The sequence below is a fragment of the Pantoea sp. B550 genome, assembly GCF_024158165.1.
Taxonomy (GTDB): Bacteria; Pseudomonadota; Gammaproteobacteria; order Enterobacterales; family Enterobacteriaceae; genus Pantoea; species Pantoea alfalfae.
In genome coordinates, this window is sequence record NZ_JAMYXI010000003.1 from 1,962,000 (window position 1) to 1,986,349 (window position 24,350).

The 24,350-nt window shown below is 55.9% G+C and carries 22 protein-coding genes; 15 read left to right on the forward strand and 7 right to left on the reverse strand.

Features of this window, described 5'->3' with window-relative positions:
* Positions 1-50: 50 nt before the first annotated feature.
* Positions 51-1,493, reverse strand: a complete 1,443-nt coding sequence (gene xylB, locus NIM72_RS12275; protein WP_253420568.1) for a xylulokinase — start codon at positions 1,491-1,493, stop codon at positions 51-53.
* Between the two features lie 17 nt (positions 1,494-1,510).
* Positions 1,511-2,833: a xylose isomerase gene (xylA, locus tag NIM72_RS12280; protein ID WP_161733287.1), complete on the reverse strand. Its 1,323-nt coding sequence runs from the start codon at positions 2,831-2,833 to the stop codon at positions 1,511-1,513.
* Between the two features lie 344 nt (positions 2,834-3,177).
* On the opposite strand from xylA, the gene xylF reads away from it, so the two are divergent.
* The 5 genes from xylF to NIM72_RS12305 all read left to right on the forward strand — a co-directional run bounded on the left by xylF (position 3,178) and on the right by NIM72_RS12305 (position 10,126).
* The gene (gene xylF / locus NIM72_RS12285; protein WP_161733285.1) at positions 3,178-4,170 is read left to right on the forward strand and encodes a D-xylose ABC transporter substrate-binding protein; all 993 of its coding nucleotides are present in this window, start codon (positions 3,178-3,180) and stop codon (positions 4,168-4,170) included.
* 28 nt (positions 4,171-4,198) lie between these two features.
* Positions 4,199-5,719, forward strand: a complete 1,521-nt coding sequence (locus NIM72_RS12290) for a xylose ABC transporter ATP-binding protein (RefSeq protein WP_161733283.1) — start codon at positions 4,199-4,201, stop codon at positions 5,717-5,719.
* Positions 5,712-6,896: a xylose ABC transporter permease XylH gene (gene xylH / locus NIM72_RS12295; protein ID WP_222924807.1), complete on the forward strand. Its 1,185-nt coding sequence runs from the start codon at positions 5,712-5,714 to the stop codon at positions 6,894-6,896. The genes NIM72_RS12290 and xylH overlap by 8 nt, the downstream gene beginning before the upstream one ends.
* Before the next feature lie 93 nt (positions 6,897-6,989).
* Positions 6,990-8,168 carry a D-xylose utilization transcriptional activator XylR gene (gene xylR, locus NIM72_RS12300; RefSeq protein ID WP_161733279.1) on the forward strand — a complete coding sequence of 393 codons (1,179 nt, stop codon included), beginning with the start codon at positions 6,990-6,992 and terminating at the stop codon, positions 8,166-8,168.
* Between the two features lie 506 nt (positions 8,169-8,674).
* Positions 8,675-10,126, forward strand: a complete 1,452-nt coding sequence (locus tag NIM72_RS12305) for a sugar porter family MFS transporter (protein ID WP_253420571.1) — start codon at positions 8,675-8,677, stop codon at positions 10,124-10,126.
* A gap of 27 nt (positions 10,127-10,153) precedes the next feature.
* Here the strand turns inward: NIM72_RS12305 and NIM72_RS12310 are convergent, their stop codons facing one another.
* From NIM72_RS12310 to dnaT, 3 genes are all read right to left on the reverse strand, one after another.
* The gene (locus NIM72_RS12310) at positions 10,154-11,287 is read right to left on the reverse strand and encodes an ROK family transcriptional regulator (protein ID WP_161733277.1); all 1,134 of its coding nucleotides are present in this window, start codon (positions 11,285-11,287) and stop codon (positions 10,154-10,156) included.
* A 199-nt stretch (positions 11,288-11,486) separates the two neighbouring features.
* Entirely contained in the window at positions 11,487-12,227 is a 741-nt protein-coding gene (dnaC, locus tag NIM72_RS12315) for a DNA replication protein DnaC (RefSeq protein ID WP_033734618.1), read from the reverse strand.
* Positions 12,227-12,763, reverse strand: coding sequence for a primosomal protein DnaT (dnaT, locus tag NIM72_RS12320; RefSeq protein ID WP_135907382.1), 537 nt, complete (start codon positions 12,761-12,763; stop codon positions 12,227-12,229). The genes dnaC and dnaT overlap by 1 nt, the downstream gene beginning before the upstream one ends.
* On the opposite strand from dnaT, the gene NIM72_RS12325 reads away from it, so the two are divergent.
* From NIM72_RS12325 to NIM72_RS12335, 3 genes are all read left to right on the forward strand, one after another.
* Positions 12,732-13,115, forward strand: a complete 384-nt coding sequence (locus NIM72_RS12325; protein WP_253420573.1) for a hypothetical protein — start codon at positions 12,732-12,734, stop codon at positions 13,113-13,115. The two genes, dnaT and NIM72_RS12325, sit on opposite strands and share 32 nt — an antisense overlap.
* A 96-nt stretch (positions 13,116-13,211) precedes the next feature.
* Positions 13,212-15,086, forward strand: coding sequence for a phospholipase effector Tle1 domain-containing protein (locus NIM72_RS12330; protein ID WP_253420575.1), 1,875 nt, complete (start codon positions 13,212-13,214; stop codon positions 15,084-15,086).
* Positions 15,077-15,736 carry a DUF2931 family protein gene (locus NIM72_RS12335; protein WP_222924803.1) on the forward strand — a complete coding sequence of 220 codons (660 nt, stop codon included), beginning with the start codon at positions 15,077-15,079 and terminating at the stop codon, positions 15,734-15,736. The genes NIM72_RS12330 and NIM72_RS12335 overlap by 10 nt, the downstream gene beginning before the upstream one ends.
* 147 nt (positions 15,737-15,883) lie before the next feature.
* Here the strand turns inward: NIM72_RS12335 and NIM72_RS12340 are convergent, their stop codons facing one another.
* Together NIM72_RS12340 and NIM72_RS12345 are read right to left on the reverse strand one after the other, a co-directional pair.
* Complete coding sequence (locus NIM72_RS12340; protein ID WP_222924802.1) at positions 15,884-16,555, reverse strand: hypothetical protein; 672 nt, start codon at positions 16,553-16,555, stop codon at positions 15,884-15,886.
* 74 nt (positions 16,556-16,629) lie between these two features.
* Positions 16,630-17,259, reverse strand: coding sequence for an autotransporter (locus NIM72_RS12345; RefSeq protein WP_253420577.1), 630 nt, complete (start codon positions 17,257-17,259; stop codon positions 16,630-16,632).
* Positions 17,260-17,470: 211 nt separating this feature from the next.
* Here NIM72_RS12345 and NIM72_RS12350 point away from each other — a divergent pair, with 211 nt between their 5' ends.
* From NIM72_RS12350 to NIM72_RS12380, 7 genes are all read left to right on the forward strand, one after another.
* Positions 17,471-18,037 carry a DNA-3-methyladenine glycosylase I gene (locus NIM72_RS12350; RefSeq protein WP_253420579.1) on the forward strand — a complete coding sequence of 189 codons (567 nt, stop codon included), beginning with the start codon at positions 17,471-17,473 and terminating at the stop codon, positions 18,035-18,037.
* Between the two features lie 110 nt (positions 18,038-18,147).
* Positions 18,148-18,810 carry an OmpA family lipoprotein gene (locus tag NIM72_RS12355; protein ID WP_161733267.1) on the forward strand — a complete coding sequence of 221 codons (663 nt, stop codon included), beginning with the start codon at positions 18,148-18,150 and terminating at the stop codon, positions 18,808-18,810.
* A 134-nt stretch (positions 18,811-18,944) separates the two neighbouring features.
* Positions 18,945-19,928: a LacI family DNA-binding transcriptional regulator gene (locus NIM72_RS12360; RefSeq protein WP_253420581.1), complete on the forward strand. Its 984-nt coding sequence runs from the start codon at positions 18,945-18,947 to the stop codon at positions 19,926-19,928.
* 65 nt (positions 19,929-19,993) lie between these two features.
* A complete protein-coding gene (locus tag NIM72_RS12365) occupies positions 19,994-21,019 on the forward strand; it encodes a LacI family DNA-binding transcriptional regulator (RefSeq protein ID WP_222924801.1) in 1,026 nt (341 codons plus the stop codon).
* 139 nt (positions 21,020-21,158) lie between these two features.
* A complete protein-coding gene (locus tag NIM72_RS12370; RefSeq protein WP_253420583.1) occupies positions 21,159-21,908 on the forward strand; it encodes a sugar phosphate isomerase/epimerase in 750 nt (249 codons plus the stop codon).
* A gap of 9 nt (positions 21,909-21,917) precedes the next feature.
* Positions 21,918-22,877, forward strand: coding sequence for a sugar kinase (locus NIM72_RS12375; RefSeq protein ID WP_253420585.1), 960 nt, complete (start codon positions 21,918-21,920; stop codon positions 22,875-22,877).
* Positions 22,878-22,909: 32 nt separating this feature from the next.
* Positions 22,910-24,190 carry an MFS transporter gene (locus NIM72_RS12380; protein ID WP_013359588.1) on the forward strand — a complete coding sequence of 427 codons (1,281 nt, stop codon included), beginning with the start codon at positions 22,910-22,912 and terminating at the stop codon, positions 24,188-24,190.
* Positions 24,191-24,350: the final 160 nt, after the last annotated feature.

The window sequence follows — 24,350 nt, forward strand, 5'->3', positions numbered from 1 at the left end:
AACACCAGGGATTGATTAACAGGCGCTTTAAATTCAGAACGCCCTCGTTGTTACTTCATCAATGGCTGAAGCTGCTGATACAGAGTCGCAAAGGTCGCCCGACGCGACTGGTAATGCGCCAGCCTGACCGGATCCGGCTGGTGTCGCTGCACCAGAACCGGGGTCGGCACGGTGACCTCTGCATCCAGCGCCTGCTGTGCCAGCCTGGCGGCCCCCAGCGCCGGACCCACTTCACCGCCGTGGCAGTAATCCAGCGTCTGGCCACTGATGTCTGCCAGCATCTGACGCCACAGTGCACTGCGTGCGCCACCGCCGATCAGCATAATGCTCTCTGGCTGCACGCCACAGTCGTGCAGCGCGTCCATGCCCTCCGCCAGCGCAAACCCTACGCCTTCCAGCACCGCTCGTGCCAGCTCGGGACGACCATGCTGGTGGGTAAAGCCAAAGAAAGCGCCCCGGGCACTGGGATTGTTATGCGGCGTGCGTTCTCCGGAAAGATAGGGCAGAAACCACAGCGCGGGCACGTCATCGCGCGCGCGCTCCGCTTCAGCCAGCAGCTCAGGAACATCTTTACATCCGGTCAGCGTGGCTGCCCAGTCGAGACAGGAAGCCGCACTGAGCATCACCGACATCAGATGCCAGCGCTGCGGTAACGCATGACAGAAGCTGTGAACCGCACGTTCCGGATTGCTGAGATAGCCATCGCTCACCACGAAATAGACGCCCGAGGTGCCCAGCGACAGCATACCCTGGCCCGGTTCGGTCATGCCGACCCCAACAGCGCCCGCGGCATTGTCACCTCCGCCAGCGGCCAGCGGCACCGCGTTCATCTTCCAGCGCGTCGCCAGATCGGCATGTAATGTGCCGGTCAGGGCATTGCCTTCATAGAGTTGCGGCATCTGATCGCGGCTGAGATCGCAGGCTTGCAGCATCACATCGCTCCAGTCACGCTGCGCTACATCCAGCCACATCGTCCCTGCGGCATCGGACATATCGGTGGCGAAGTCGCCACTCAATCGCCAGCGCAGATAATCCTTGGGCAGCAGCACATGAGCAACCCGACTGAAGATGGCCGGTTCATGCTGCTGCACCCACAGCAGCTTGGGAGCCGTGAAGCCGGGCATCATCAGGTTGCCGGTAATCAAACGCGAATCCGGCACCGTCTGCTCCAGCTCGCGGCACTGCGCCTCGCTGCGCCCGTCATTCCAGAGCATGGCCGGACGTAAAATCTGGTCAGCGCTGTCGAGCAGCGTTGCACCATGCATCTGTCCACTCAGCCCGATAGCCTGAACCCTATGCAGGTCCTGCTGCGCGCTCAGGGCCTGCATGGCTGAATCCAGCGCCTGCCACCAGCTTTCAGGATCCTGCTCGCTCCATAAGGGCTGCGGACGCGAAACCTGCAGCGGCGATGTTTCTGTCGCCACCACGTTGCCCTGTGCATCCATCAGCACCACTTTGACGCCAGAGGTGCCTAAATCGATCCCGATAAACATGCGCTGCTCCTGAAGGGTTAGAAATCAAACAGGTAGTGATTCACCAGATTTTCCAGCTGCTCCTGACGTCCGCTCTGATGCTTCGGATTAAGCTGCTGCTGCTGAGCATGCGCCGCCAGTGCCTCGAGTGAAAACTCACCTTTCAAAATTTGCTGGCCGAACTCACCATTCCAGCCGCTGTAGCGCTGCGCCACACGCTTATCGAGTTCACCGTCACTGATCATGCGAGCCGCCACCTTCAGCGCCAGCGCCATGGTGTCCATCGCGCCAATATGACCGTAGAAGAGATCATATTTATCGGTGCTCTGACGACGCACTTTGGCATCAAAGTTTAAGCCGCCAGTGGTAAAGCCGCCCGCCTTAAGAATTTCGTACATCACCAGCGCGTTTTCTTCCACGCTGACCGGGAACTGATCGGTATCCCAGCCGCACTGCGGATCGCCGCGGTTGGCGTCCACGGAACCAAAAATGCCCAGCGCAATGGCGGTCGCGATTTCATGATGGAACGAGTGGCCAGCCAGCGTGGCATGGTTCGCCTCGACGTTAACCTTAATCTCTTTCTCCAGCCCGAACTGTTTCAGGAAGCCATAAACCGTGGCGACATCATAGTCATACTGATGTTTGGTCGGCTCCTGCGGTTTGGGTTCGATCAGCAGTGTTCCCTGGAAGCCAGTTTTGTGTTTGTGCTCAACCACCATCTGCATAAAGCGGCCAATCTGCTCGCGCTCCTGGCGCAGATCGGTATTCAACAGTGTTTCATAGCCTTCGCGTCCGCCCCACAACACATAGTTTTCGCCGCCCAGGGTTTTGGTCGCCTGCATTGCGCTACAGACCTGCGTCGCTGCCCAGGCAAAAACTTCAGGATCGGGATTGGTGGCTGCACCCGCACCGTAGCGTGGATGGGTGAAGCAGTTGGCTGTGCCCCAAAGCAGTTTCACGCCGGTTTCCTGCTGTTTCTCCAGCAGTTTATCGGTCATGGCGGCTAAGTTTTCTTTATAGCTGCGCAGCGAATCGCCTTCCGGTGAGACATCAACGTCATGGAAGCAGTACCACGGCACATTCAGCTTGTGGAAAAACTCAAAGGCGACATCCGCTTTCATTTTTGCCTGCTGCAGCGCATCCCCGTTTTTCTGCCACGGACGATCAAAGGCACCGACACCAAACATATCCGCGCCATTCCAGCAGAAGGTGTGCCAGTAACAGGCAGCAAAGCGCAGATGCCCGGCCATGGTCTTGCCGAGGATGACCTCATCGGGATTGTAGTGGCGGAAAGCGAGAGGATGCGTCGACTGGGTGCCTTCATAACGAACCCGATCGATCTGATCGAAATAAGCGTGCATGGTTTGCTCCTTAGCATCAGTACCCGGATGGTCTGCGTTGAAGCAATATTCAATATGGGCTGTAATCTCAGCTCAATTACGATATTTCATTACGGGTGTCAGATAATTGTTATTTGTGCGCTGGCTCGCAAAATATTGTTATTCACCTGCCTTTTTATCATTGTCACTCTTTTGTCCGAAAAAGATGAAACCTCGATCGCGCTCATAAAAAATGAAATAAACCAAAAAACGTAATAGCCGGATAAAAATCAGTAATTGCTGTGACCGGAAAATAAGGGCAACAATTCATCCGCCTGGTTTATCGGCCTGCGATAACAATAGCCTCCACCTACAGGATGATCACAATGAAGATGAAATATGCACTGTTTGCCGCCTGCGCGGCGCTGGCGCTCTTCAGCCAGACCAGCGTGGCAAAAGAAGTGAAGATCGGCATGGCAATTGACGATTTGCGCCTCGAGCGCTGGCAGAAAGACCGCGATATTTTCGTTAAACAGGCGGAGACGCTGGGCGCTAAGGTGTTTGTTCAGTCGGCGAACGGCAACGAGGAAACACAGATGTCGCAGATTGAAAATATGATCAATCGCGGTGTCGATGTGCTGGTGATTATTCCCTACAACGGTCAGGTGTTGAGTAATGTTGTCGCTGAAGCGAAACGTGAAGGCATTAAAGTACTGGCCTATGACCGAATGATAAATAACGCCGATATCGATTTTTATATTTCGTTCGATAATGAAAAAGTGGGCGAGTTGCAGGCCGAAAGCATTGTGAAACAGGTGCCTAAGGGCAACTATTTTCTAATGGGCGGATCGCCGGTGGATAATAACGCCCGCCTGTTCCGCGCCGGACAGATGAAAGTGTTAAAACCTTATATCGATAACGGCAGCATTAAAATTGTCGGCGATCAATGGGTCGATGCCTGGCTGCCGGAAAACGCCCTGAAAATTATGGAAAATGCCCTGACTGCCAACGGCAACCATATTGATGCGGTGGTGGCCTCTAACGATGCCACTGCAGGCGGTGCGATTCAGGCCCTGAGTGCGCAGGGGCTGGCCGGAAAAGTGGCCATCTCCGGACAGGATGCCGATCTGGCCGCGATTAAGCGTATCAAAGCGGGCACCCAGACCATGACGGTGTACAAACCGATCACCGAGCTGGCCACTGAAGCGGCGAAAATTGCGGTCGAGCTGGGCGAGGGCAAAATGCCCGCCAGCAACAGCAAGCTGAATAATGGCCTGAAAGATGTACCGTCGCGACTGCTGAAGCCGATTCCGGTCAACAAAGACAATATCGAAAGCACCGTGGTGAAAGACGGTTTCCACAAACAGAGCGAACTCTGACCGCGCATAGCGTGAGGGAGAACAGTCGATGCTGCTGGAAATGAAAAACATCACCAAGCGTTTCGGTGCTGTGAAAGCGCTGAATGATGTCAGCCTGCAACTTGAGGCAGGTGAAGTGATGTCGCTGTGCGGTGAGAATGGATCGGGCAAATCGACGCTGATGAAAATCCTGTGCGGACTCTATCCGCACGGTGATTTTGAAGGGAAGATTCACTTCTCTGGCGACGAGATTCAGGCGCAGACCATTCGCGACACCGAACGTAAAGGCATTGTGATTATTCATCAGGAGCTGGCGCTGGTGCGGCAACTCACCGTGATGGAGAACATCTTCCTTGGTGCTGAACTGAGCCGTTTCGGCATGGTGGATGATGAAACCATGACCCTGCGCTGCCAGCAGCTGCTGGCGCGGGTCGGGCTGAACGTCTCTCCCGCGACCCGGGTCGGTGAGTTAGGCCTGGGCCAGCAGCAGCTGGTAGAGATCGCCCGCGCCCTCAACAAACAGGTCCGGCTATTGATTCTGGATGAGCCGACCTCATCGCTGACGGAGCAGGAGACGGATGTGCTGCTGGGTATCATCCGTAATCTGCGTGAACACGGCATCGCCTGCATCTACATCTCCCACAAGCTGAATGAGGTAAAGGCGATCTCTGACACCATCTGCGTGATCCGTGACGGCCAGCATATCGCGACCCGTCCGGCGGCGGGTCTGAGCGAAGATGACATCATCACCATGATGGTCGGACGCGAGCTGACCGCGCTCTATCCTCACGCGCCGCATCAGGTTGGCGATGTGATACTGAAAGTCGATAACCTCACCGCCTGGCATCCGGTTAACCGCCACATCCGCCGCGTTAACAATGTCTCGTTCACGCTCAGACGCGGTGAGATTCTGGGTATCGCCGGGCTGGTGGGCGCAGGCAGGACCGAAACGGTGCAGTGTCTGTTTGGCGTCTGGCCAGGACGCTGGCAGGGTGATATCTGGATCAATGGCCAGCAGGTCAGCATCACCGATTGCCGCGCTGCCATTGCGCACGGTATCGCGATGGTGCCCGAAGATCGCAAAAAGGATGGCATCGTGCCGCTGATGGCGGTGGGCAAAAATATCACCCTGGCGGCGCTGGACCAGTTCAGCCACCGACTCTCAACGCTGGATGAAGCGCAGGAGCAGCAGGCGATCAACGACGCGATCACCCGCCTGCGGGTGAAAACCTCCTCATCAGAACTGCCGATTGGCCGTTTAAGCGGCGGCAACCAGCAGAAAGCAATTCTGGCGAAATGTCTGCTGCTCAATCCAAAAATCCTGATCCTCGATGAACCGACGCGCGGCATTGATGTGGGCGCACGTCAGGAGATCTACCTGCTGATCAATGCGCTGGTTCAGCAGGGTATCGCGGTGATTGTGATTTCCTCTGAGCTGCCGGAAGTGCTGGGCCTGAGCGATCGGGTGCTGGTGATGCATGAAGGGCAGATCAAAGCCGACTTGATTAACGATAACCTGACTCAGGAGCAGGTGATGGAAGCTGCCCTGCGGAGTGAACATTATGCTTAAAAGTGAACGTACCCAAAGCCGCCTCTCCGGCACGCCGGGCAAACCCTCACCGGGCAGGTTCACACTGCCTAATCTGCAGGTTCTGGTGATGCTGGGCGCGATTGTGCTGATTGCGCTGTTCTTTACCTGGACCACCGACGGCGCGTGGCTCAGCGCGCGTAACGTTTCTAACCTGCTGCGTCAGACCGCCATTACCGGCATCCTGGCGGTGGGCATGGTGTTTGTGATTATCTCGGCGGAGATCGACCTGTCAGTCGGCTCCATGATGGGGTTACTGGGCGGCGCGGCGGCGATATTCGACGTCTGGCTCGGCTGGCCGTTGCCCCTGACCATCGTGGTGACGCTGGTGATGGGGCTATTGCTCGGTACCTGGAATGGCTGGTGGGTGGCCTACCGTAAAGTGCCGTCGTTTATCGTCACGCTGGCGGGAATGCTGGCGTTCCGCGGCATTCTGGTCGGAATTACCGACGGCACTACGGTTGCGCCCATCACGCCGGGCATGTCGCAGATTGGACAGAGTTATCTGCCGGGCGGCGTCGGTTTCGGCTTTGGCGTTGCCGGTCTGGCGCTGTTTATGCTGTGGCAGTGGCGTCTGCGTCTGCGTCGTCAGCAGCTCGGACTGCCGCAGGGCCCAGCCAGCAGCACCGTAGGGCGTCAGGCGATCACCGCCATCTTAGTGCTCGGTGCTATCTGGTTGCTCAACGACTATCGCGGCGTACCGACGCCGGTGTTACTGCTGGCCGTACTGTTGCTGGCGGGCATGTTCATGGCCACCCGCACCGCATTTGGCCGTCGTATCTACGCCATCGGGGGCAACATTGATGCTGCGCGGCTGTCAGGCATTAACGTGGCGCGCACCAAACTGGCGGTGTTTGCCATCAACGGTGTGATGGTGGCGATTGCCGGGCTGATCCTGAGTTCAAGGCTGGGCGCCGGTTCGCCATCGGCGGGTAACATCGCAGAACTCGACGCGATTGCCGCCTGCGTGATCGGCGGCACCAGCCTGGCGGGTGGTGTGGGGTCGGTGGCGGGCGCGGTAATGGGTGCCTTTATCATGGCCTCGCTGGATAACGGCATGAGCATGATGGATGTGCCGACTTTCTGGCAGTACATCGTTAAAGGCGCGATTCTGCTGCTGGCGGTGTGGATGGATACCGCAACGCGGCGTCGGGTGTAATCGCGCGGGCGATCACATTGTGGCGCAAACAATTTTTTTGCCCCTTTCAGCCGTGTTATGCAATGCGCTGAGGATTTAAGGGAACGCGCCACCATGCATGATAAACGCTATCGCATTACACTGCTGTTTAACGCCAATAAAGTGTATGACCGCCAGGTTGTTGAGGGCGTCGGAGAGTATCTGCAGGCGTCGCAGACTGACTGGGATATCTTCATTGAAGAAGATTTCCGCTGTCGCATCGACAATATCCGTGAGTGGCTGGGCGATGGCGTGATCGCCGATTATGACGATCGCTCCATCGAAAGCCTGCTGTCGAATGTCTCTGTGCCGATTGTCGGCGTTGGCGGTTCTTACCATCGGCAGGAGGATTATCCACCCGTGCATTACATCGCCACGGATAACGCCGCACTGGTGGAGAAAGCCTTTCTGCATCTGAAAGAGAAGGGCATTAACCGCTTTGCCTTTTATGGTTTACCGGCCTCCAGTGGCAAGCGCTGGGCACAGGAGCGGGAACAGGCTTTCCGTCAGCTGGTGGGGCGCGAGCGTTATCAGGGCGTAGTCTATCAGGGCATGGAAACCGCGCCGGAAAACTGGCAGCACGCCCAGAACCGTCTCGCCGACTGGCTGCAGACGCTGCCGCCGCAAACCGGCATTATCGCCGTCACGGATTCACGGGCGCGACACCTGCTTCAGGCGTGCGAACATCTGAAAATACCGGTGCCGGAGAAGCTTACGGTGATCGGGATTGATAATGAGGAGCTGACCCGCTATCTGTCACGCGTGGCGCTCTCGTCCGTGGCACAGGGCTCACGACAGATGGGCTATCAGGCGGCCAAACTGCTGCATCGGCTGCTGGATAAGCAGCCCCTGCCACTACAGCGCATTCTGGTGCCGCCCGTAAAAGTCATCGCCCGGCGCTCGACTGACTTCCGTTCTCTGCGCGATCCGGCAGTGATTCAGGCGATGCACTACATCCGTTTCAACGCCTGTAAGGGGATTAAAGTGGAGCAGGTGCTGGATGCGGTCGGGCTGTCACGCTCTAATCTTGAAAAACGCTTCAGGGATGAGACCGGCGACACCCTTCATGCAATGATCCATCGCGAAAAGCTGGAAAAAGCCCGCGAACTGCTGGCTTCCTCGTCGCTCAACATCAACGAGATCTCGCAGATGTGCGGCTATCCTTCGTTGCAATACTTCTACTCAGTCTTCCGCAAAAGCTACGACACCACGCCGAAAGAATATCGGCAGCACTTTGGGGAAAACCTGCTTTAACGACAGACCGGAGTAAAGAACGCCCGGATTTTCATGTAATGGGCAGGATGAAAATTATATTTCATCCTGATGCCTCGCTGTCAGTTCAGAGGCCATCTTCGCAGGCTTAATCTGCCAGCCGGAACGGCCCAACCTCATTAGATTTAGAGCTTAAAAATCAGCATTTAAGGCAGAGGGCTGGCGGGATATTTTATCAGTCCCAGACGGACCGCTTCAGACGATATTTCTTCTGTCATCAGGTATTTACCCTTGATGGAAAAACCTCATCGCCCGGGTTATCTTTTACCTCATTGATTAATATGATCTTTATTAAGGATTATCACTCAGCAAGTTTATAATTTTTTCCAACCTGCCTCACACTTTCGAAAGAATTAATCCAAATTTCCCCATTTAGAAAATATATTTCACGGGTGTCTGCTCGCTGAAATTCCTGAACCTCTGACCTGTCACGCCTCCTGTTACTGAACCGATGCGGTTCAGGCAGTAGAGAAAAGGAGCCTGTAAAAATGGAAACCCGGCAAAAACGTTACAACATGAAATATGTCCTGCTCTGTTGCACCGTCGCCGCTTTTGGTGGCCTGCTGATGGGCTATGACTCGTCGATTATCTCTGGCGCTATTGAGCCGCTTAGTGACTATTTCCAGCTGACCCCGGCAGAAACCGGCTGGGCAGTGTCTAATATCCTGCTTGGCAGTCTGGTTGGCTGCTTTATTGCGCCAAAGCTGAGCGATAAATTTGGCCGCAAAAAATCGCTCGCTATCACGGCGCTATTGTTTACTGCCTCGGTGGTGGGGACTGCCATCGCCCATAACTTCTTCACCTTTGTCGCCTTTCGTATTCTTGGCGGATTAGCCATTGGGCTGGCCTCGGTGATCTCGCCAATCTATCTGGCGGAGCTTTCACCGTCGAAGTATCGCGGTCGCACCAGCGCGCTCTATGCGGTGTGCTGCGTCGGTGGGCAATCAGTGGTTCTGCTCACCAACTACTATATTAATAAATCGATGCTGCCAGAGATGATGGTCGATACAGGCTGGCGCTATATCCTGGCAACCGCGCTGGTGCCCTGTGCGCTGTTTATCTTTTTCATTGCTTTTATACCGGAATCACCGCGCTGGAACGTTCTGAAAGGCAAAGACAAAGAAGCACTGGATACGCTGAGCAAAATCTCTGACCCGGTCCATGCCCGCACCGTTTTCAATGAAATTAAACACTCTTTCTCTGATGAGGCGGCGACTCGCCATAAATCCCGATTCCGCCTGAACAAAACCACGGTGCCGTTGCTCATCATTGGTGTCGGACTGGCCGTCGGCAATCAGATTAGCGGCATCAATGTGATTCAGTATTTCGGGCCAACGTTGTTGAAAAATGTGTCCGGCAGCACGGATTCGGCGCTGCTCCAGACCTTCTGGCTTTCCGTATGTCAGTTTGCGGGTGTGCTGATGGGTATGGCGCTGATTGATAAAGTCGGGCGCCGTAAGCTGTTACTGCTGGGGGCGATTACCTCTGCCGTTTTCCTTGCCTATACCTTTATTGCTTTCTATTACCGTTTGCCCGGCTTGCTGGCGGTGGTGGGACTGTTTGCCTATATGGTTTTCTTTGGCATGACCTGGGGACAGATTGTCTGGACCGTATTGGGCGAGCTGTTTCCGACAGAAATCCGCTCAATCTGTGTCGGCATCTCCATTTGCGCCATGTCGATGGCCAATTTTGTCATCAGCACCACATTCCCGATTCTGAACAGTAATGCTTTTCTGCTTGAGATTTTCCACGGTGGCTTCCCGCTGTTACTGTTTGCGCTTTTTTCACTGGCTATGTACTTCTTCACTTTCCGCTATCTGCCGGAAACGGCTGGGATGCCGCTGGAGAAAATTCACGCGCGTGTGCTGGAGAAGTTTAATGTTGACCCGCGTGAGGTGGGCGAACGGACAGATGCACCGGTCAGTGAGACGCGATCATAAAGAAGAGGGCAGTCTGTGGGGGCACGCTCACCCCACCCGCTGCTCACTCTGTTCCAGCACCGCCAGCGCCAGCCCGTTAGCCGGGTCAATCCGGGTTTCCGGGAAGTGCAGCTGAGTGTGCGCGGCGGTAAAGGCCAGCGCGTTGCCGTGTGCTGTATCGCGCACCGCCTTGCAGAAGCGCTCACTGACGTTCCACGGACAATCAATGATGATGGTGGCGGGATTGAGCAGCAGCATAATCTGACTCAGCGCCGCGCCAAGATAGCCACCCGCCTGCGTCATCACCTCATCCACCACGCGCGGAGCGCTGTCGCGGTTCTGCCAGCTCAGGCCCGGCTGACGCTGCGCCAGCTGCTGATTCACCGTGGGCTTGCTGACCAGCGCTTCCAGACACCCCCGGCGGCCGCAGCTGCAGCGTGGCCCTTCAGGCTGGACAACCAGATGTCCTGCTTCGCCCGCCGTCCAGCTATGTCCGGTAAATACCTGCCCCTGTTGTACCAGAGCGCCGCCAATCCCCTCGGAAATACGCAGATAAAAATGACCGCTCTCCGGCGATAATCCACTTTGCTCGACAGCCAGTAGCGCAGCAGCTTTAACATTATTCATAATGAGGATGGGCAGACGGACGTGCTTGCGCAACGTGGTCAGCAGGTCAACATCCTGCCATTCCAGCGGCAATGAAATATGCATCCAGCCGCGCCGGGGATCGACGATGCCGGGGAAGCCAAGGCCAATACCGAGCAGGTCGGGATAACGTTCTGTGAGTTCCCGGCACAGCATAGCCAGTTCAGCCAGCAGGCGAGTCGGGTGACTGGTATCGGTGCGCAGCGTCGCTTCTGCCAGCACCTGTGAAAAGTAGTCGCAGACGCGCCAGTGGATTACGTTGCGTTCCACCATGACGCCTGCGCTCTTAAGCTTTTCCGGCCGCAGGGTGATCCCGATTTTAGGCCGTCCGGCTGCTGCGGCGCTGACCGGCCCCAGTTCCTCTATCAGACCCTGCTCCAGCAGGTCATCAATGATTAATGAGACCGTGTTTTTGCTGAGGGTCAGCGCCTCCGCAAGATCCTGACGGGACGTCACGCGCAGCTTACGCAGCTGAGCCATCACCCGTTTCTGGTTATTGAGTCGCAATAGTGCGGGGCCTTTGCCGTTCGTTTTCATCACGGATTCACCCAACAGAGGAGTTAGAATTGAGTGTATCAGCCCCGGCGTATTCTTCATGCCACACTTTTGCGGGCTGTTTCACACAACCCGATCGGATGTGGCTGAGATCGTGACAGCGATCAGATCGCCGGATTAACGCCGGGTTTTCTGCTGTACCGGCGGCCTCATTAGCGCAATGACCCGGCGTAGCCTTTGTTTAATACTCGTCGCCGCGCACCCGACTGCGATAGCTTTCCCAGTCGAAACGCACCCACAGGCTGTTGCCCAGGCGCATACGGTCCATGACGCGCTCGCCCAGCAGCGCATTCATGCCTGCATGGTCGAGGTTGGATAACATGCCGGTCGGGCGTTTCGATGAAGAACGGCGATCGACAATCTGGTTGATAATCACTTTTTCGTAGCGTGACTCGCTCTGCATACCGATCTCATCAATCACCAGCAGATCAACACTGCTGAGATCCTGAATCAGTCGCTCTTCGGTAATGCCGCTGCTGCCACTGAAGGTGCCCTTCATGCTCGACATCAGATCGGCGACCGTCACGATCAGCACGCTTTTACCGCGCAGGATCAGGTCATTACCAATCGCAGCGGCCAGGTGGTTTTTACCGGTGCCAGGACGCCCGGAAAAGACAAAACTGGCGATGCTGCCATCAAACTCAGCGGCGTACTGACGTGCCAGCTCCAGCGCTTTGCGCTGTCCCTCGTTCTCGACCCGGTAATTATCAAACGAGCAGTTCATGTGCAGCTCGCGAATGCCGGAACGGCCCATCACGCGCTGCATCTTCATTGCGCGGTTCTCACGCACAATGGCCTCTGACCGCAGACGACCCTGCTCCTGATTCCACGCCAGCAGCTCTTCGCCATTGGCAAATTTAGGACGGGTGCCCGCAGGCATCATTCTTTTCAGACGGTTAAAGAGATCATCTGGCGTTTTCATCATTCACCTCGGAAACCATCGGGAATGGTACGGTCTGGATCAGGCAACTGCGTGATATCACGCTTCGGTTGCCCGCCGTTTGCGGCGCGGTTCATCTGAATGCTGCGCGCCAGCTTCTGTTGCCACTGCACATGATGGAACATCCGGCCTTCCGCCTGCCAGTAGGCCACAAAGGCCGCCAGCTCGCCGGGCGTCACCGGTTCACTCAGCGCCACGCCCCAGATGGCGGCCTGACGCGTAAAGTCGGCATCCGGCTGCCAGCCCGGATACATGACAAATTTACCTGCTGGCGTGTGGATTGCGGCGGGCGCATCGTCATAGAGGCTGTCATCCAGTGCGACATCATTCGGCTGACGGGCGGCGGCTTCCAGCGCCAGCAGTTCAGCCAGACGCGCCGGCGTGATGGCGTACATCACCGGCGCATAATTATCTAACACCGCCAGCGTGCCCTTTTCCGCCTGCTGCAGGGCAGTCAGCGGATCCTGTCGGAAGGCATCCAGGCCAATGAGCGTTGAAGTTAAGATTTTAGCTGACATGAAAAGACCTGAGGTTAACGAACACCTTGCGCCGGGAACCCGTCGCCGACGCAGAAGTGTTTATTGTACCTTTTTTAATGATGCGGATCGCTTAAAAAGGGCCGTAAGCAAAGAGCCAGATAGCGATGTGATGATGACTACCACCAATAACCTGATTATCAACCGGATGACCGGGTTGTCGCACAAGAAATGGCTGAAGTGCTGCCAGTGTCAAATCAGGGAATTTAACGGAGATACAGGCTGGGAAGGTAACAGAGCAAAAGGTCGATCATTAAGTGCATCAGAGAATCCTGTACGTCCTCCAGCTCAGGATTCTGGTGCACGGCAAACGGCGGATAAGATTGCTGCCTGAGCATGCTTTAGTGGCAGACAGGAGCCTGATATTTGGGTTAAGTCATGAATGAGGTATGATGCGCTTACTTTATAGCCACAAAGTTCATGAGGGATTATGACTGAAGGATTTTTTTTGTATCACCTGGATAAAACCACTTGCGGCGGACGGATTCTAAGCGGTGCATCTGATGACACCTACATCATCGGCGGCATTGAGCGTCAGCAAGTACGGACGGGCGATCCGGTGACATGCGGTAAGCATGAAGGACGCTTTCGCGTCTGTGGCGGTATGGGGGACACCTATGAGGTGAACGGTGTCCTGAAGGAGTGGGCGGGTTCACTTCACAGTTACAGCTCCTGTCCCTGTCGTGCCCGGTTTATTCCCTCTGTCAGCACACACACTTACGAGATCGACAGCAATGCCGGCCGTGCGGCCGAACGGGCTGAAGCTGCGGAGAGAAAAGCACAGCAGTCTGAGCCTGAACAGCGTGCACAGGCAGCGAAGAAGAAACGGGAAATCACGCTCACCATCGGTGTGTTTTTCGATGGGACGGGCAACAATGCGAATAACAGCGGCGACCGGCAGGCCGCTTGTTCCGGTGAACATTTTGGGATGAATGATGCGGAGGCTACGTCTGGATTAGAGCAGTGCCTGAGACTGAATCGTGGAGTCAGCGGTACTGCAGCTGGAAGCTATCTGGGATATTACAGCAACATATACTGGCTTAATACGCTGTATAGCCCGGATGTGAGGCCCGATACGGGAACCGGTCAGTATGCCATTTATATCGAAGGTATCGGTACGGAGGACGGCACGGGCGACAGCACTTACGGGATGGGTACCGGCCGGGGCGATACCGGTGTAGTGAGAAAAACAGATAAAGCTGTTGCCATACTGGCTGCCGCTATTCAAGGGTATTTCAACAGACACGCCGCTGCGCGAACCTGTGTCATCAAAGAGCTGCAGTTTGATATTTTTGGCTTCAGCCGTGGAGCCGCAGCGGCGCGGCATTTTGCCAACCGGATATTCAGCCAGGACAGCACCATTGTCTCGGCAATTAAGATCGGGCTGGGTGATGTTGAGTTCTCTGGCACGCCCGGCGGTAAAACCCGATTTCTGGGAATATTTGATACCGTAGCTGCCATCGGAACGCCAGTCAATGGCCTAAACCCGCACAGTGCAGATACGGGTGAGGTTAACCTGGTGCTGCGTCCGGGCGTGGCGGAAAAGGTATTTCATATCACCGCGCAACACGAATGCCGGTTTAACTTTGCGCTAAACAGCCTCAAACCGGCATGGCCGGAGCTGGCTCTGCCGGGTGCGCACTCAGACATTGGCGGAGGTTACAACCCGGAGGAACGCGAAGCCTGTTTCCTTACCCGGCCGGAGTTTGAAACCGTACCACTCTCTAATCCCGATACAGAAACGCGGATTTATCAGCAGACCTGCGCGCAGCTTAAAACGATGGATGGCTATCCAGCGATAGCGCCGCTGCTGAATGCAGTGAAGGTAAGTGCAGATGTCTGGCATGACGACAGAATGCCAGCCGATCGCTACGGAATACTACAAAAGCGCAGTGGTGCGGCGCTGGTTATTGACAGGCTAACACGTAACGACTGGTCGAAGGTGGTGCTACGGGTGATGCTTGATGCGGCACAGGATGCCGGTGTGGTGTTTGAGCCTGTCGATGAGACTAATCCTGATTTCGCGCTGGGGGCAGAAATGAACGCATTGAGTGAAAAAGCAATTGTCATGGGACGTGCAGTCCGGAATAGTCAATCTGTACAGGGCTTTACAACTTCCGAAATCCTGATGCTGGCCGAAAAATATATTCACTGTTCAGCCAACTGGAACGGTGTGGTGAGGAATAATCAGGGAATGATCAGTGGTGCAGTCAGACCGGCAAAGCTTGTGACCTTTACTAACCGGCCAGACGAGCGCTGGCAGCGTACGGTTTACGATATGGAAGGAAATAAAATATGGAAATAAAAGGCATGGCAGGGCTTTTTACCATTCTCGCATTGACTGGTTGTCAGGGAGAAGCACACACAACTGGTGCTCCTCAGAACGATGAGCCGACAGAATGGACCTTTGATTTTTTCACCCCAAAAGCACTACCGGCATTGGTGACGTACGCAGTAGTTCAGGACGCCGATGATAAAGTTTATGAATTTAATACCCTGAACCGTACATCTGCTCTGCCAGGGGTTATCGGACAGTGGAATGACAATGATCGTGCTTCTGGTGGCTACTGGAATCACGTTGAGCATCCGCCAAGGCATATTATTTTCTGCTGGGACTCGATTATCGATAAAAAGGTGTACCAGACCACTCTGACTATACCTAAACCCGTACTGGATAAAATGATCAGGCCGGCTGAGCAGAAAGACTATTGGGGGAGAACGGCATATTACAACAGAGTACAGATTGGTCTGGCTCCCGAGGGAAAGGTAGCTGTCTGGCTGCAGGGGATCAATGCGGAGCCTAACTATCGCATCACGCCGTCAGTCCTGAAAACTTTATCGGGGGATAAACTGGATATCTGTAAAGGGATAACCAAACATCCAAATGGATATAAATACTATGGAGACACGCCTGCCTTTATCAAGGGAAAAAAATACCCTTACGGTAAATGGTAATCATAACGTTAAGCTCTAAAGGATTTCCTCAGAATCCTTTAGAGCATACCTGTGAATTAAAAAGCATCAATACAAGAACGGTTTATAATCAGGAATTGCCAAAATCTCCTTTCCCTGGTCGGATCGCCAAAAAAAGCACGACCGCGGTCAGTGAGAGGTTATCGGAGACGTAGTATGACGGGCAGCGGCGGGTTGGGTCGCACTGACAGCGGCGATCGGACGGGTCTGCCATAAATAGCGCACCGAGGCGAGCCAGCAGAGGCTGTATCCCAGAAGCTCGGTCCCCTCTTCGGCCATGTTTTTCACCACGCGGTTGTAATCGCCCAGCATCAGGTGCTGCCACAACGCATGAATACCAAACAGTCGTGAGAAGACCAGCACCACTAAAAAGCCGGAGGCCATCACCGGCCAGCTGCGGTGTTGCAGCAGCCTGGCCAGCGCATGCAGGGTTTTTTTCGGCGTCCGCAGCGCGACGGCCAGGCAACCGGCCGTCACCGCCAGGGCGAACCAGATCCAGCTGCCATGCTGGATGGCATCAAACACAAAGTCGAGCTCACGGATCAGCATACAGCTATAGAAGCCCGCCACTAAGGTCAGCGCGCCGCGCTGAGCCGGACGGCGCTGGGCCGCAATAAAGAACAGGGCGGCAATCACCGCCAGCATGATTTCCTGGGTGGTTTCAGTAAAAGAAGTTTCGTGCAGCGCATCATTCATCCAGGCCACATCAATATAGATGGGCAATATCATCAGAGCGAGGAAGAGTGCTGCCAGTATGAAGACCGTCATTTCACGGCCAATAATAGTCAAATCGTTGCGCATTTTGTTACCAGTATAATGATTAGCGGACTCATTATATTTTAAACGCCCGATTCTCTTTCTCTTTTCATGCCCCGCTAGAAGCTGGCGCTAAAGCCAAAGGTGTAAAGTTGCTGCTCGTCGTTGTTCAGCGCTTCGCTTTGTGAAAATGACGCGAAAGCCGCCAGTTTATCGTTCAGTGGCATTTGTGCACCGATGCTTAAATCAATACCGTCAGACTGATCCGAGCCATTCGCCGCCTCGCGCCGGGGGGTCTGCGGCGTATCCGCCATCAGATAGTGGTAACTCAGTTGCGCCCAGGGTGATATCCATCCCTGCTGCGAATCGATGCGCCAGCCGACGCTGGCGCTCTGCTCCCGGCTCTGCTGATCGCTGTAGTCGCATTGCAGGCAGTTCATCTGCTGCGGATCGACTGCATACTGCGCCACCGGCCCGGTGGTCAATGACGGGGCAATAGGCATATCAACGCCAGCCCGATAGCGTTTGCCCAGCGGCGTGGTGCCTACGCTGCCGGTTTCACTGTGCAGGGCGATGGGTGAGGCGGTGGGCGAATTGATCGCGGCTTCAAACAGGGCGCGGCTCTCATCGCTGAAAGCAAGTGGCGTCAGGGCGATCTTCTCCGCCAGAATTGTGTCGTAGTCGGGCAGAAAGTCAGCATGCTGAGGCGCAGAAATGCCGCCGCGGGCAAACGTCGGTTGCGTTAACATTAACAGCCCTACAGCACAGCAGGTCCGCAGACCTTTCCAACCGCTTCTCGGCAACATCGCATCTCCAGGCCAGGCTGAAGTTATTATCCGGCGTCTTAATGAATTTTTCGGGCCGTCTCTGTTATTTAACCGGTGATCGTTTAACTATCAACCGATTAATTCTAAGATCAAGCGGACCGCTAAAATATTCTCGTTATAAAGGAACAAAACGATGCAACGATGTGGCTGGGTAACGCAGGATCCCCTCTATCTGGCGTATCACGACAGGGAATGGGGTGTGGCGCAGAGAGACACGCGTGCACTGTTTGAGATGCTTTGTCTGGAAGGACAACAGGCGGGACTCTCATGGATTACCGTGCTGAAAAAGCGTGAAAATTATCGGGCAGCGTTTCATCAGTTTGATCCGCAGGCTATTGCGCAGATGGATGCTGCCGACATCGACGCGCTGATGCTCAACAGCGGCATTATCCGCCACCCTGGCAAAATCGCCGCCATTATCGCTAACGCTCGCGCTTTTCTTAAGATGGAAGCGAAAGGCGAGCATTTCAGCGACTTCGTCTGGCAGTTTGTCGATAACGTGCAAATTGTTCACCATTATCCTGATTACAGTCAGGCACCCACCACGTCAGAGCAGGCTATTTCGCTCTCGAAGGCGCTGAAGCAGCGTGGTTTCAAATTCATCGGCCCTACAATTTGCTACTCCTTTATGCAGGCCTGTGGGCTGATAAACGATCATCAGAGCAACTGTTTTTGCCATCCTGCCAATCAAAAGGCGTGATTCCCGGTAAATCAGGATTTTTCCGCACTACATTCTCTGTCACCAGACGGCATAATCGTGCCACTTATGGGAAAGGTTTTCCCCTGTGTGTCAAATGTAAGGGAACAAAAATGCAGAAGAAATTAATCGCCATCACCTTGTTATTAAGCGGCAGTCTGGCCCTGCCAGGTTGTACCACCAATCCTTACACTGGCGAATCTCAGGCGGGTAAGTCAGGCGTGGGCGCGGGCCTTGGCGCATTAGTCGGTGCCGGTGTTGGCGTGCTCTCATCGTCAAAGAAAGATCGTCGTAAAGGTGCGCTGATTGGTGCCGCAGGCGGCGCGGCCCTGGGCGGTGGCGTGGGTTACTACATGGACGTGCAGGAAGCGAAACTGCGTGACAAGATGCGCGGGACCGGCGTCAGCGTGACCCGCAACGGCGATAACATCGTCCTGAATATGCCAAACAATGTCACCTTCGACTCCAGCAGCAGTAATCTGAAACCTGCCGGTGCCAACACTCTGACCGGTGTTTCAATGGTGCTGAAAGAGTATCCGAAAACCGCGGTAAACGTCGTGGGTTACACCGACAGTACTGGCAGTCGCGCGCTGAACATGCGTCTGTCACAGCAGCGTGCTGAAAGTGTTGCCAGTGCGTTAATCGGACAGGGTGTTGCCAGCGATCGCCTGCGCACACAGGGTGCAGGCCCGGATAACCCGGTTGCCACCAACAGCACCGAAGCAGGCAAAGCACAAAACCGTCGCGTTGAAATCACGCTCACCCCGCTGGGATAGTCGCGGTCGCCCCCGACCGGGGGCGCACCTTTTCTGTAAAGCATCACGTTAAAAGCACCAGTAATGTGTCTGCGGATAGAGCCAGCAGAGGCCTTATGGTAGTCTGATCAAAAATTGATCAGTGGATTTGCCCCATGTCTCTTAAAGCCATCGCTGCAGTTTTAGGTCTTTCCGTTACGACTGTCAGCCGCGCCCTTAATGGTTATCAGGATGTCGCTCAGGAGACGCGTAAACGCATTGAAGAGGAAGCGCAGCGGCGCGGCTACCGACCTAATGCGGCGGCCCGGCGGCTGAAAACCGGCCGTGCTAATGCAGTAGGGCTCGTTTATCCGGTCATTGAATCTACGCTGAGTGGTAGCGACTTCAGCGATATGCTGCTGGCACTGGATCATCATCTTGCCCGGCATGAAATTAACCTGCTGTTGCTGGCGGATAAACAGCAGCAGAGTCACTCAACCCTGACGCGCCTGCTGCGCAGTGGGGCCGCCGATGCCCTGATCGTCGGCCATACCACGCCAGATGACAGCCGACTGAATGCGCTAATGCAGACCAGTTTTCGCTTTCTGGCGCTGGGCCGCAGCGATCTGCCAGCCACCTATGCCTGGTTTGATGTTGATCACCTTGCCGGTTCACAACTGGCGGTGGGCTGGTCGCTGGCGCAGGGACGGCAGCGGATAGCCTGGCTCGGCAGCAATGAAAACAGCACGCGGGTACGTGACCGGCGTCAGGGTTATCTGACGGCGCTGGGTGACGTTGCGCCTTATGCGATGGCGGCAGTCGCACCGTCGCGCCGTGCAGGTTATCACCAGACGCGTGAGTGGCTGGCAGAGGACCCCGCGCCGGAAGTGATTATCACCGACTGCGCTGCGCTGGCTGAAGGCGCAGCCCTGGCGCTGCAGCAGGCTGGTCGGACTGCGGGCGAAGACGCCATTCTGCTTGCAGGCTGGGAAGGATTACCGCGTGATGCGATTCTCGATCATCCCATTGCTGCGATTTGCCAGGCAACGCCGCATCAGGCGGGTGAACAGGTGGCTGACATGGTTATCAGGCTGATCAACGGCGAACCGCCGGAAACGTTACAGACCCTGTGGCAACCCTGGCTGCAATTACCGGCCTAGCACTTTTTGCGCCGGGCTTCGCTTGTGCTAGTCTCTGCCGGGTTTCTTATTTCGCAGGATATCTCATGAAAATCAGGCCGCCTCGCGCCACCATCAGCGATGTTGCTCACGCGGCACGAACCGGTAAAACCAGCGTTTCACGCTATCTCAATGGCGAGCTGCATCTGCTCTCTGCCGACTTAAAAGCGCGGATTGAACAGGCCATTGCGGATCTCAGCTACCGTCCGAGTCAGATGGCGCGCGGCCTGAAGCGCGGACGTACCCGCCTGATCGGGCTGATTATCGCCGACATTACTAATCCTTATTCCGTCGATGTGATGAGCGGCATTGAAGCTGCGTGCCGGGAGCAGGGCTTCACGCTGTTGATGTGTAACACCAACAACGAAGTGGATCTGGAGCAGCACTATCTGCAACTGCTGAGCAGCTATCAGGTTGAGGGCATCGTGGTTAATGCGGTCGGCATGCGTGAAGAGGTGCTCAGCCATCTGCAACAATCCCTGCTGCCGATGGTGCTGATTGACCGCAAAATTCCCGATTTTCCCTGCGATGTAGTGGGCCTGAACAATGCCGAAGCGGCCGAAACGGCAACACGGCATCTGGTCGACAATGGCTATGAGGCGCTGCTGTTTCTCAGCGAGCCCCTGGGCAGCGTGAATACGCGCCGCGAGCGTCTGCAGGCCTTCCGCCAGCTGCTGGCGGCGCATCCGCAGGTTGAGCATGAAAATGCAGAAGTGCCGCTGCACCAGCCTGCCGCACTGGATCAGGCGCTTCTGGCCTTCCAGCAGCGTCACAGCGGCAAACGCTGCGCAGTGATGGTGGCCAACGGCGCGCTGACGCTGCAGGTGGCGCGATCGCTGCAGCGGCTCAATCTGCACTGGGGTCGCGATATTGGCCTGCTCGGTTTTGATGAACTGGAGTGGGCGGCGCTGGCGGGTGTCGGCATTACCACGCTGAAACAGCCGACCTGGCAGATTGGCTTCAGCGCGCTGGAGCGATTGATTGCGCGCATAGAGGGCAGCGAATTGCCCATTGCCGAGCAGGTCTTCTCTGGTGAACTGATCGTTCGTGGCTCCAGCCAGCCTCTGGGCTGAATTTCAGATTTAACCTTCTGTTTACATGCTCGCTTCGTGAGCACGATCATAATTTCACAGTTTGCTGCTTTGCTTTGGAACCGGTTCCATTTAGGGTTTTTCTATTCGTTATGGGCAGACCTCTGCCATGGAGTAGAACATGAAACCTGACATTATCGTGGTGACCGCCGCTTATGGCCACACGCAGATCGCCGCACTCGGCGGTCAGGCTGCGCTGCTGCCAGTCATCCGGCAGGCGGGTGCTGACGGGGTCGAAATCCGCCGCGAACTGCTTGATGATGCGGCGCTGGCCGATCTGCCGGCGCTGGCCAGGGCGATAGCGGAGCATCAGCTGCATGCCAGCTATTCAGTGCCGGATACGCTGTTTTGTGACGGCGGCGAAATCAATCCATGCATAACCCACTACGTTGAAGAGGCACGCCAGTTAAACGCGCAGCGACTGAAAGTGGCGCTGGGAGACTTTACCGGTGCGCTGCCTCGCGAAACGTTGCAGGCGCTGCTGGCAGATCTGCCATTCCAGCTGACCGTGGAAAACGACCAGACCGAACATGGCCGACTGGCACCGTCCGTCGCGTTTTTCACGGCGGTGCGCGAAGCCGATCTGCCGATCAGCATGACCTTTGATATGGGTAACTGGTGCTGGACCGGCGAAGACGCCGATCAGGCCGCGACGCAGCTGGCCGCGCAGGTGGGCTATGTGCATGTCAAAGCCGCCGTGCCGCATCAGGATAGCTTCCGGGCGATTGCGCTGGATGAGGCTGATGACCACTGGCGCAGGCTGCTGCAACAGCTGCCCGCCCGCGCGCCGCGCGGTATTGAATTTCCGCTGGAAGGCAACGATCTGACTGCGGTGACACGCCACTACGTGTCGCTGTTGCGTAACGTGTAAGGAACAGATATGACGCACATTAATCATCACAACGGTCCGCTTGATGTTGTCACCATCGGTGAAGCGATGGCGATGTTCATCGCCCGCGAGACCGGCGACCTGGCCGCAGCAGAGACCTTTGTTAAACGTGCCGCGGGCGCGGAACTCAATGTAGCGACCGGCCTGGCACGTCTTGGCCTGAAAGTGGGCTGGGTCAGCCGTGTCGGCGATGACGCTTTTGGCCGGTTTATCTGCCAGCAGCTGGAGAAAGAGGGTATCGATCACGCCTGTGTGACGGTCGATAAGCGCTATCCCACCGGATTTCAGCTCAAGTCCAAAGTGGATGACGGTTCCGATCCGCTGGTGGAATATTTCCGTAAAGGCTCGGCTGCCAGCCATCTGTCGGTCGATGATTTTGACGCGGACTATTTCGGCGCGGCGCGCCATCTGCACCTCAGCGGTGTGGCGGCAGCGCTGTCAGAAAGCTCATTAGACCTGCTGAAGCACACCGCCAAAGAGATGCGGGCACGCGGCAAAACCATCTCGTTTGATCCGAACCTGCGGCCGGTGCTGTGGCGCAGCGAAGAGGAGATGCGTAAGCAGCTCAATCTGCTGGCGGAATATGCCGACTGGGTGCTGCCGGGCGAAAAAGAGGGGCTGATTCTGACCGGTTATCGTCAGCCGGAAGCGATCGCAGATTTCTATCTCGACAGGGGGGTGAAAGCCGTCGTGATTAAAACCGGTTGTGACGGTGCCTGGTATAAAACCGCGCAGGGCGAACAGGGCAATGTTGCGGCGATTAAAGTCGATAACGTGGTGGATACGGTGGGTGCCGGTGATGGCTTTGCCGTTGGCGTTATCAGCGCGCTGCTGGAAGGCCGGTCGCTGCCGCAGGCGATTCGGCGCGGCAACAAAATTGGTTCGATGGCGATTCAGGTCATTGGTGACAGCGAAGGTCTGCCGACGCGTCAGCAACTGGGCGACGTGTAGTTCGCGCCCCTCTACAGTCACAGGAGTTCCCGATGAAAAAGCAGACAATCGCGCCAAAACGCTGGTGGTTCATCATGCCCATCGTGTTTATCACCTACAGCCTGGCGTATCTCGATCGTGCAAATTTTAGCTTCGCTTCTGCTGCCGGGATTAATGACGATCTCGGCATCACCAAAGGCATGTCCTCGCTGCTGGGTGCGCTGTTCTTCCTGGGTTACTTCTTCTTTCAGATTCCGGGGGCGATTTACGCCGAGCGTCGCAGCGTCAAAAAACTGATTTTCGTCTGTTTGATCCTGTGGGGCGGCTGTGCCTCGCTGACCGGCGTGGTCAGCAACATTCCGATGCTGGCCGCGATTCGCTTTGTTCTGGGCGTCGTGGAGGCCGCCGTGATGCCTGCAATGCTGATCTACATCAGCAACTGGTTCACCAAATCGGAACGTTCGCGCGCCAACACCTTCCTGATCCTGGGTAATCCGGTCACGGTGCTGTGGATGTCGGTGGTGTCGGGCTATCTGATTGAATCCTTTGGCTGGCGTGAGATGTTTATCTTCGAAGGCATTCCGGCGGTGGTCTGGGCGATTGCCTGGTGGTTCCTGGTGCAGGATAAACCGGCACAGGCGCGCTGGATGAGCGATGCCGAGAAAGCGGCATTGCAGGCTGAACTGCAGAAAGAGCAGGAAAACATCAAAGCGGTGCGTAACTACGGCGAAGCGTTCCGTAACCGCAACGTCATCCTTCTCTGCCTGCAGTACTTTGCCTGGAGCATCGGCGTGTATGGCTTTGTGCTGTGGCTGCCGTCGATTCTGCGCAACGGCACGCAGATGGGCATGGTAGAAGCGGGCTGGCTCTCAGCGGTGCCGTATCTGGCGGCGACCATTGCGATGGTGGTGGTCTCCTGGGCGTCGGACAAAACTCAGAATCGTAAGCTGTTCGTCTGGCCGCTGCTGCTGATTGGGGCGCTGGCGTTCCTCGGCTCGTATCTGGTGGGATCGAACAATTTCTGGATGTCCTACACCCTGTTAGTGATTGCCGGTGCCGCGATGTATGCCCCTTACGGACCGTTCTTCGCCATTATTCCTGAGATGCTGCCACGTAATGTCGCCGGGGGCGCGATGGCGCTGATCAACAGCATGGGCGCGCTGGGGTCGTTCATCGGTTCATGGATTGTCGGCTATCTTAATGGGGCCACCGGCAGCCCGTCGGCGTCTTACATCTTTATGGGATCGGCCCTGCTGGTTTCGGTGTGGCTGACGCTGATTGTGAAACCGGCACAGAATAAAGCCCCGCCGCTGCAGGGTGCCAAACCGGCCTGAAAGCGTAAACGCTAGAGATTGTTGACCCGCTTTGGCTCAGGGCACTGACACCGTCCGCAAAGACGCAAACCGCCATCCCTGGCCCGCGATGCTTTGCTACCGGTATCAGCGCCCATGGCCCTGGCGTCAGCAAACTAAAAGCGTAAACGTTAACCTCTGT

Bases quoted from the DNA above. Each gene is read 5' to 3' on its own strand.
- xylB (WP_253420568.1), bottom strand. From the start codon at position 1,493: ATGTTTATCGGGATCGATTTAGGCACCTCTGGCGTCAAAGTGGTGCTG.
- xylA (WP_161733287.1), bottom strand. From the start codon at position 2,833: ATGCACGCTTATTTCGATCAGATCGATCGGGTTCGTTATGAAGGCACC.
- xylF (WP_161733285.1), top strand. From the start codon at position 3,178: ATGAAGATGAAATATGCACTGTTTGCCGCCTGCGCGGCGCTGGCGCTC.
- NIM72_RS12290 (WP_161733283.1), top strand. From the start codon at position 4,199: ATGCTGCTGGAAATGAAAAACATCACCAAGCGTTTCGGTGCTGTGAAA.
- xylH (WP_222924807.1), top strand. From the start codon at position 5,712: ATGCTTAAAAGTGAACGTACCCAAAGCCGCCTCTCCGGCACGCCGGGC.
- xylR (WP_161733279.1), top strand. From the start codon at position 6,990: ATGCATGATAAACGCTATCGCATTACACTGCTGTTTAACGCCAATAAA.
- NIM72_RS12305 (WP_253420571.1), top strand. From the start codon at position 8,675: ATGGAAACCCGGCAAAAACGTTACAACATGAAATATGTCCTGCTCTGT.
- NIM72_RS12310 (WP_161733277.1), bottom strand. From the start codon at position 11,287: ATGAAAACGAACGGCAAAGGCCCCGCACTATTGCGACTCAATAACCAG.
- dnaC (WP_033734618.1), bottom strand. From the start codon at position 12,227: ATGAAAACGCCAGATGATCTCTTTAACCGTCTGAAAAGAATGATGCCT.
- NIM72_RS12325 (WP_253420573.1), top strand. From the start codon at position 12,732: ATGAGCGTTGAAGTTAAGATTTTAGCTGACATGAAAAGACCTGAGGTT.
- dnaT (WP_135907382.1), bottom strand. From the start codon at position 12,763: ATGTCAGCTAAAATCTTAACTTCAACGCTCATTGGCCTGGATGCCTTC.
- NIM72_RS12330 (WP_253420575.1), top strand. From the start codon at position 13,212: ATGACTGAAGGATTTTTTTTGTATCACCTGGATAAAACCACTTGCGGC.
- NIM72_RS12335 (WP_222924803.1), top strand. From the start codon at position 15,077: ATGGAAATAAAAGGCATGGCAGGGCTTTTTACCATTCTCGCATTGACT.
- NIM72_RS12340 (WP_222924802.1), bottom strand. From the start codon at position 16,555: ATGCGCAACGATTTGACTATTATTGGCCGTGAAATGACGGTCTTCATA.
- NIM72_RS12345 (WP_253420577.1), bottom strand. From the start codon at position 17,259: ATGTTAACGCAACCGACGTTTGCCCGCGGCGGCATTTCTGCGCCTCAG.
- NIM72_RS12350 (WP_253420579.1), top strand. From the start codon at position 17,471: ATGCAACGATGTGGCTGGGTAACGCAGGATCCCCTCTATCTGGCGTAT.
- NIM72_RS12355 (WP_161733267.1), top strand. From the start codon at position 18,148: ATGCAGAAGAAATTAATCGCCATCACCTTGTTATTAAGCGGCAGTCTG.
- NIM72_RS12360 (WP_253420581.1), top strand. From the start codon at position 18,945: ATGTCTCTTAAAGCCATCGCTGCAGTTTTAGGTCTTTCCGTTACGACT.
- NIM72_RS12365 (WP_222924801.1), top strand. From the start codon at position 19,994: ATGAAAATCAGGCCGCCTCGCGCCACCATCAGCGATGTTGCTCACGCG.
- NIM72_RS12370 (WP_253420583.1), top strand. From the start codon at position 21,159: ATGAAACCTGACATTATCGTGGTGACCGCCGCTTATGGCCACACGCAG.
- NIM72_RS12375 (WP_253420585.1), top strand. From the start codon at position 21,918: ATGACGCACATTAATCATCACAACGGTCCGCTTGATGTTGTCACCATC.
- NIM72_RS12380 (WP_013359588.1), top strand. From the start codon at position 22,910: ATGAAAAAGCAGACAATCGCGCCAAAACGCTGGTGGTTCATCATGCCC.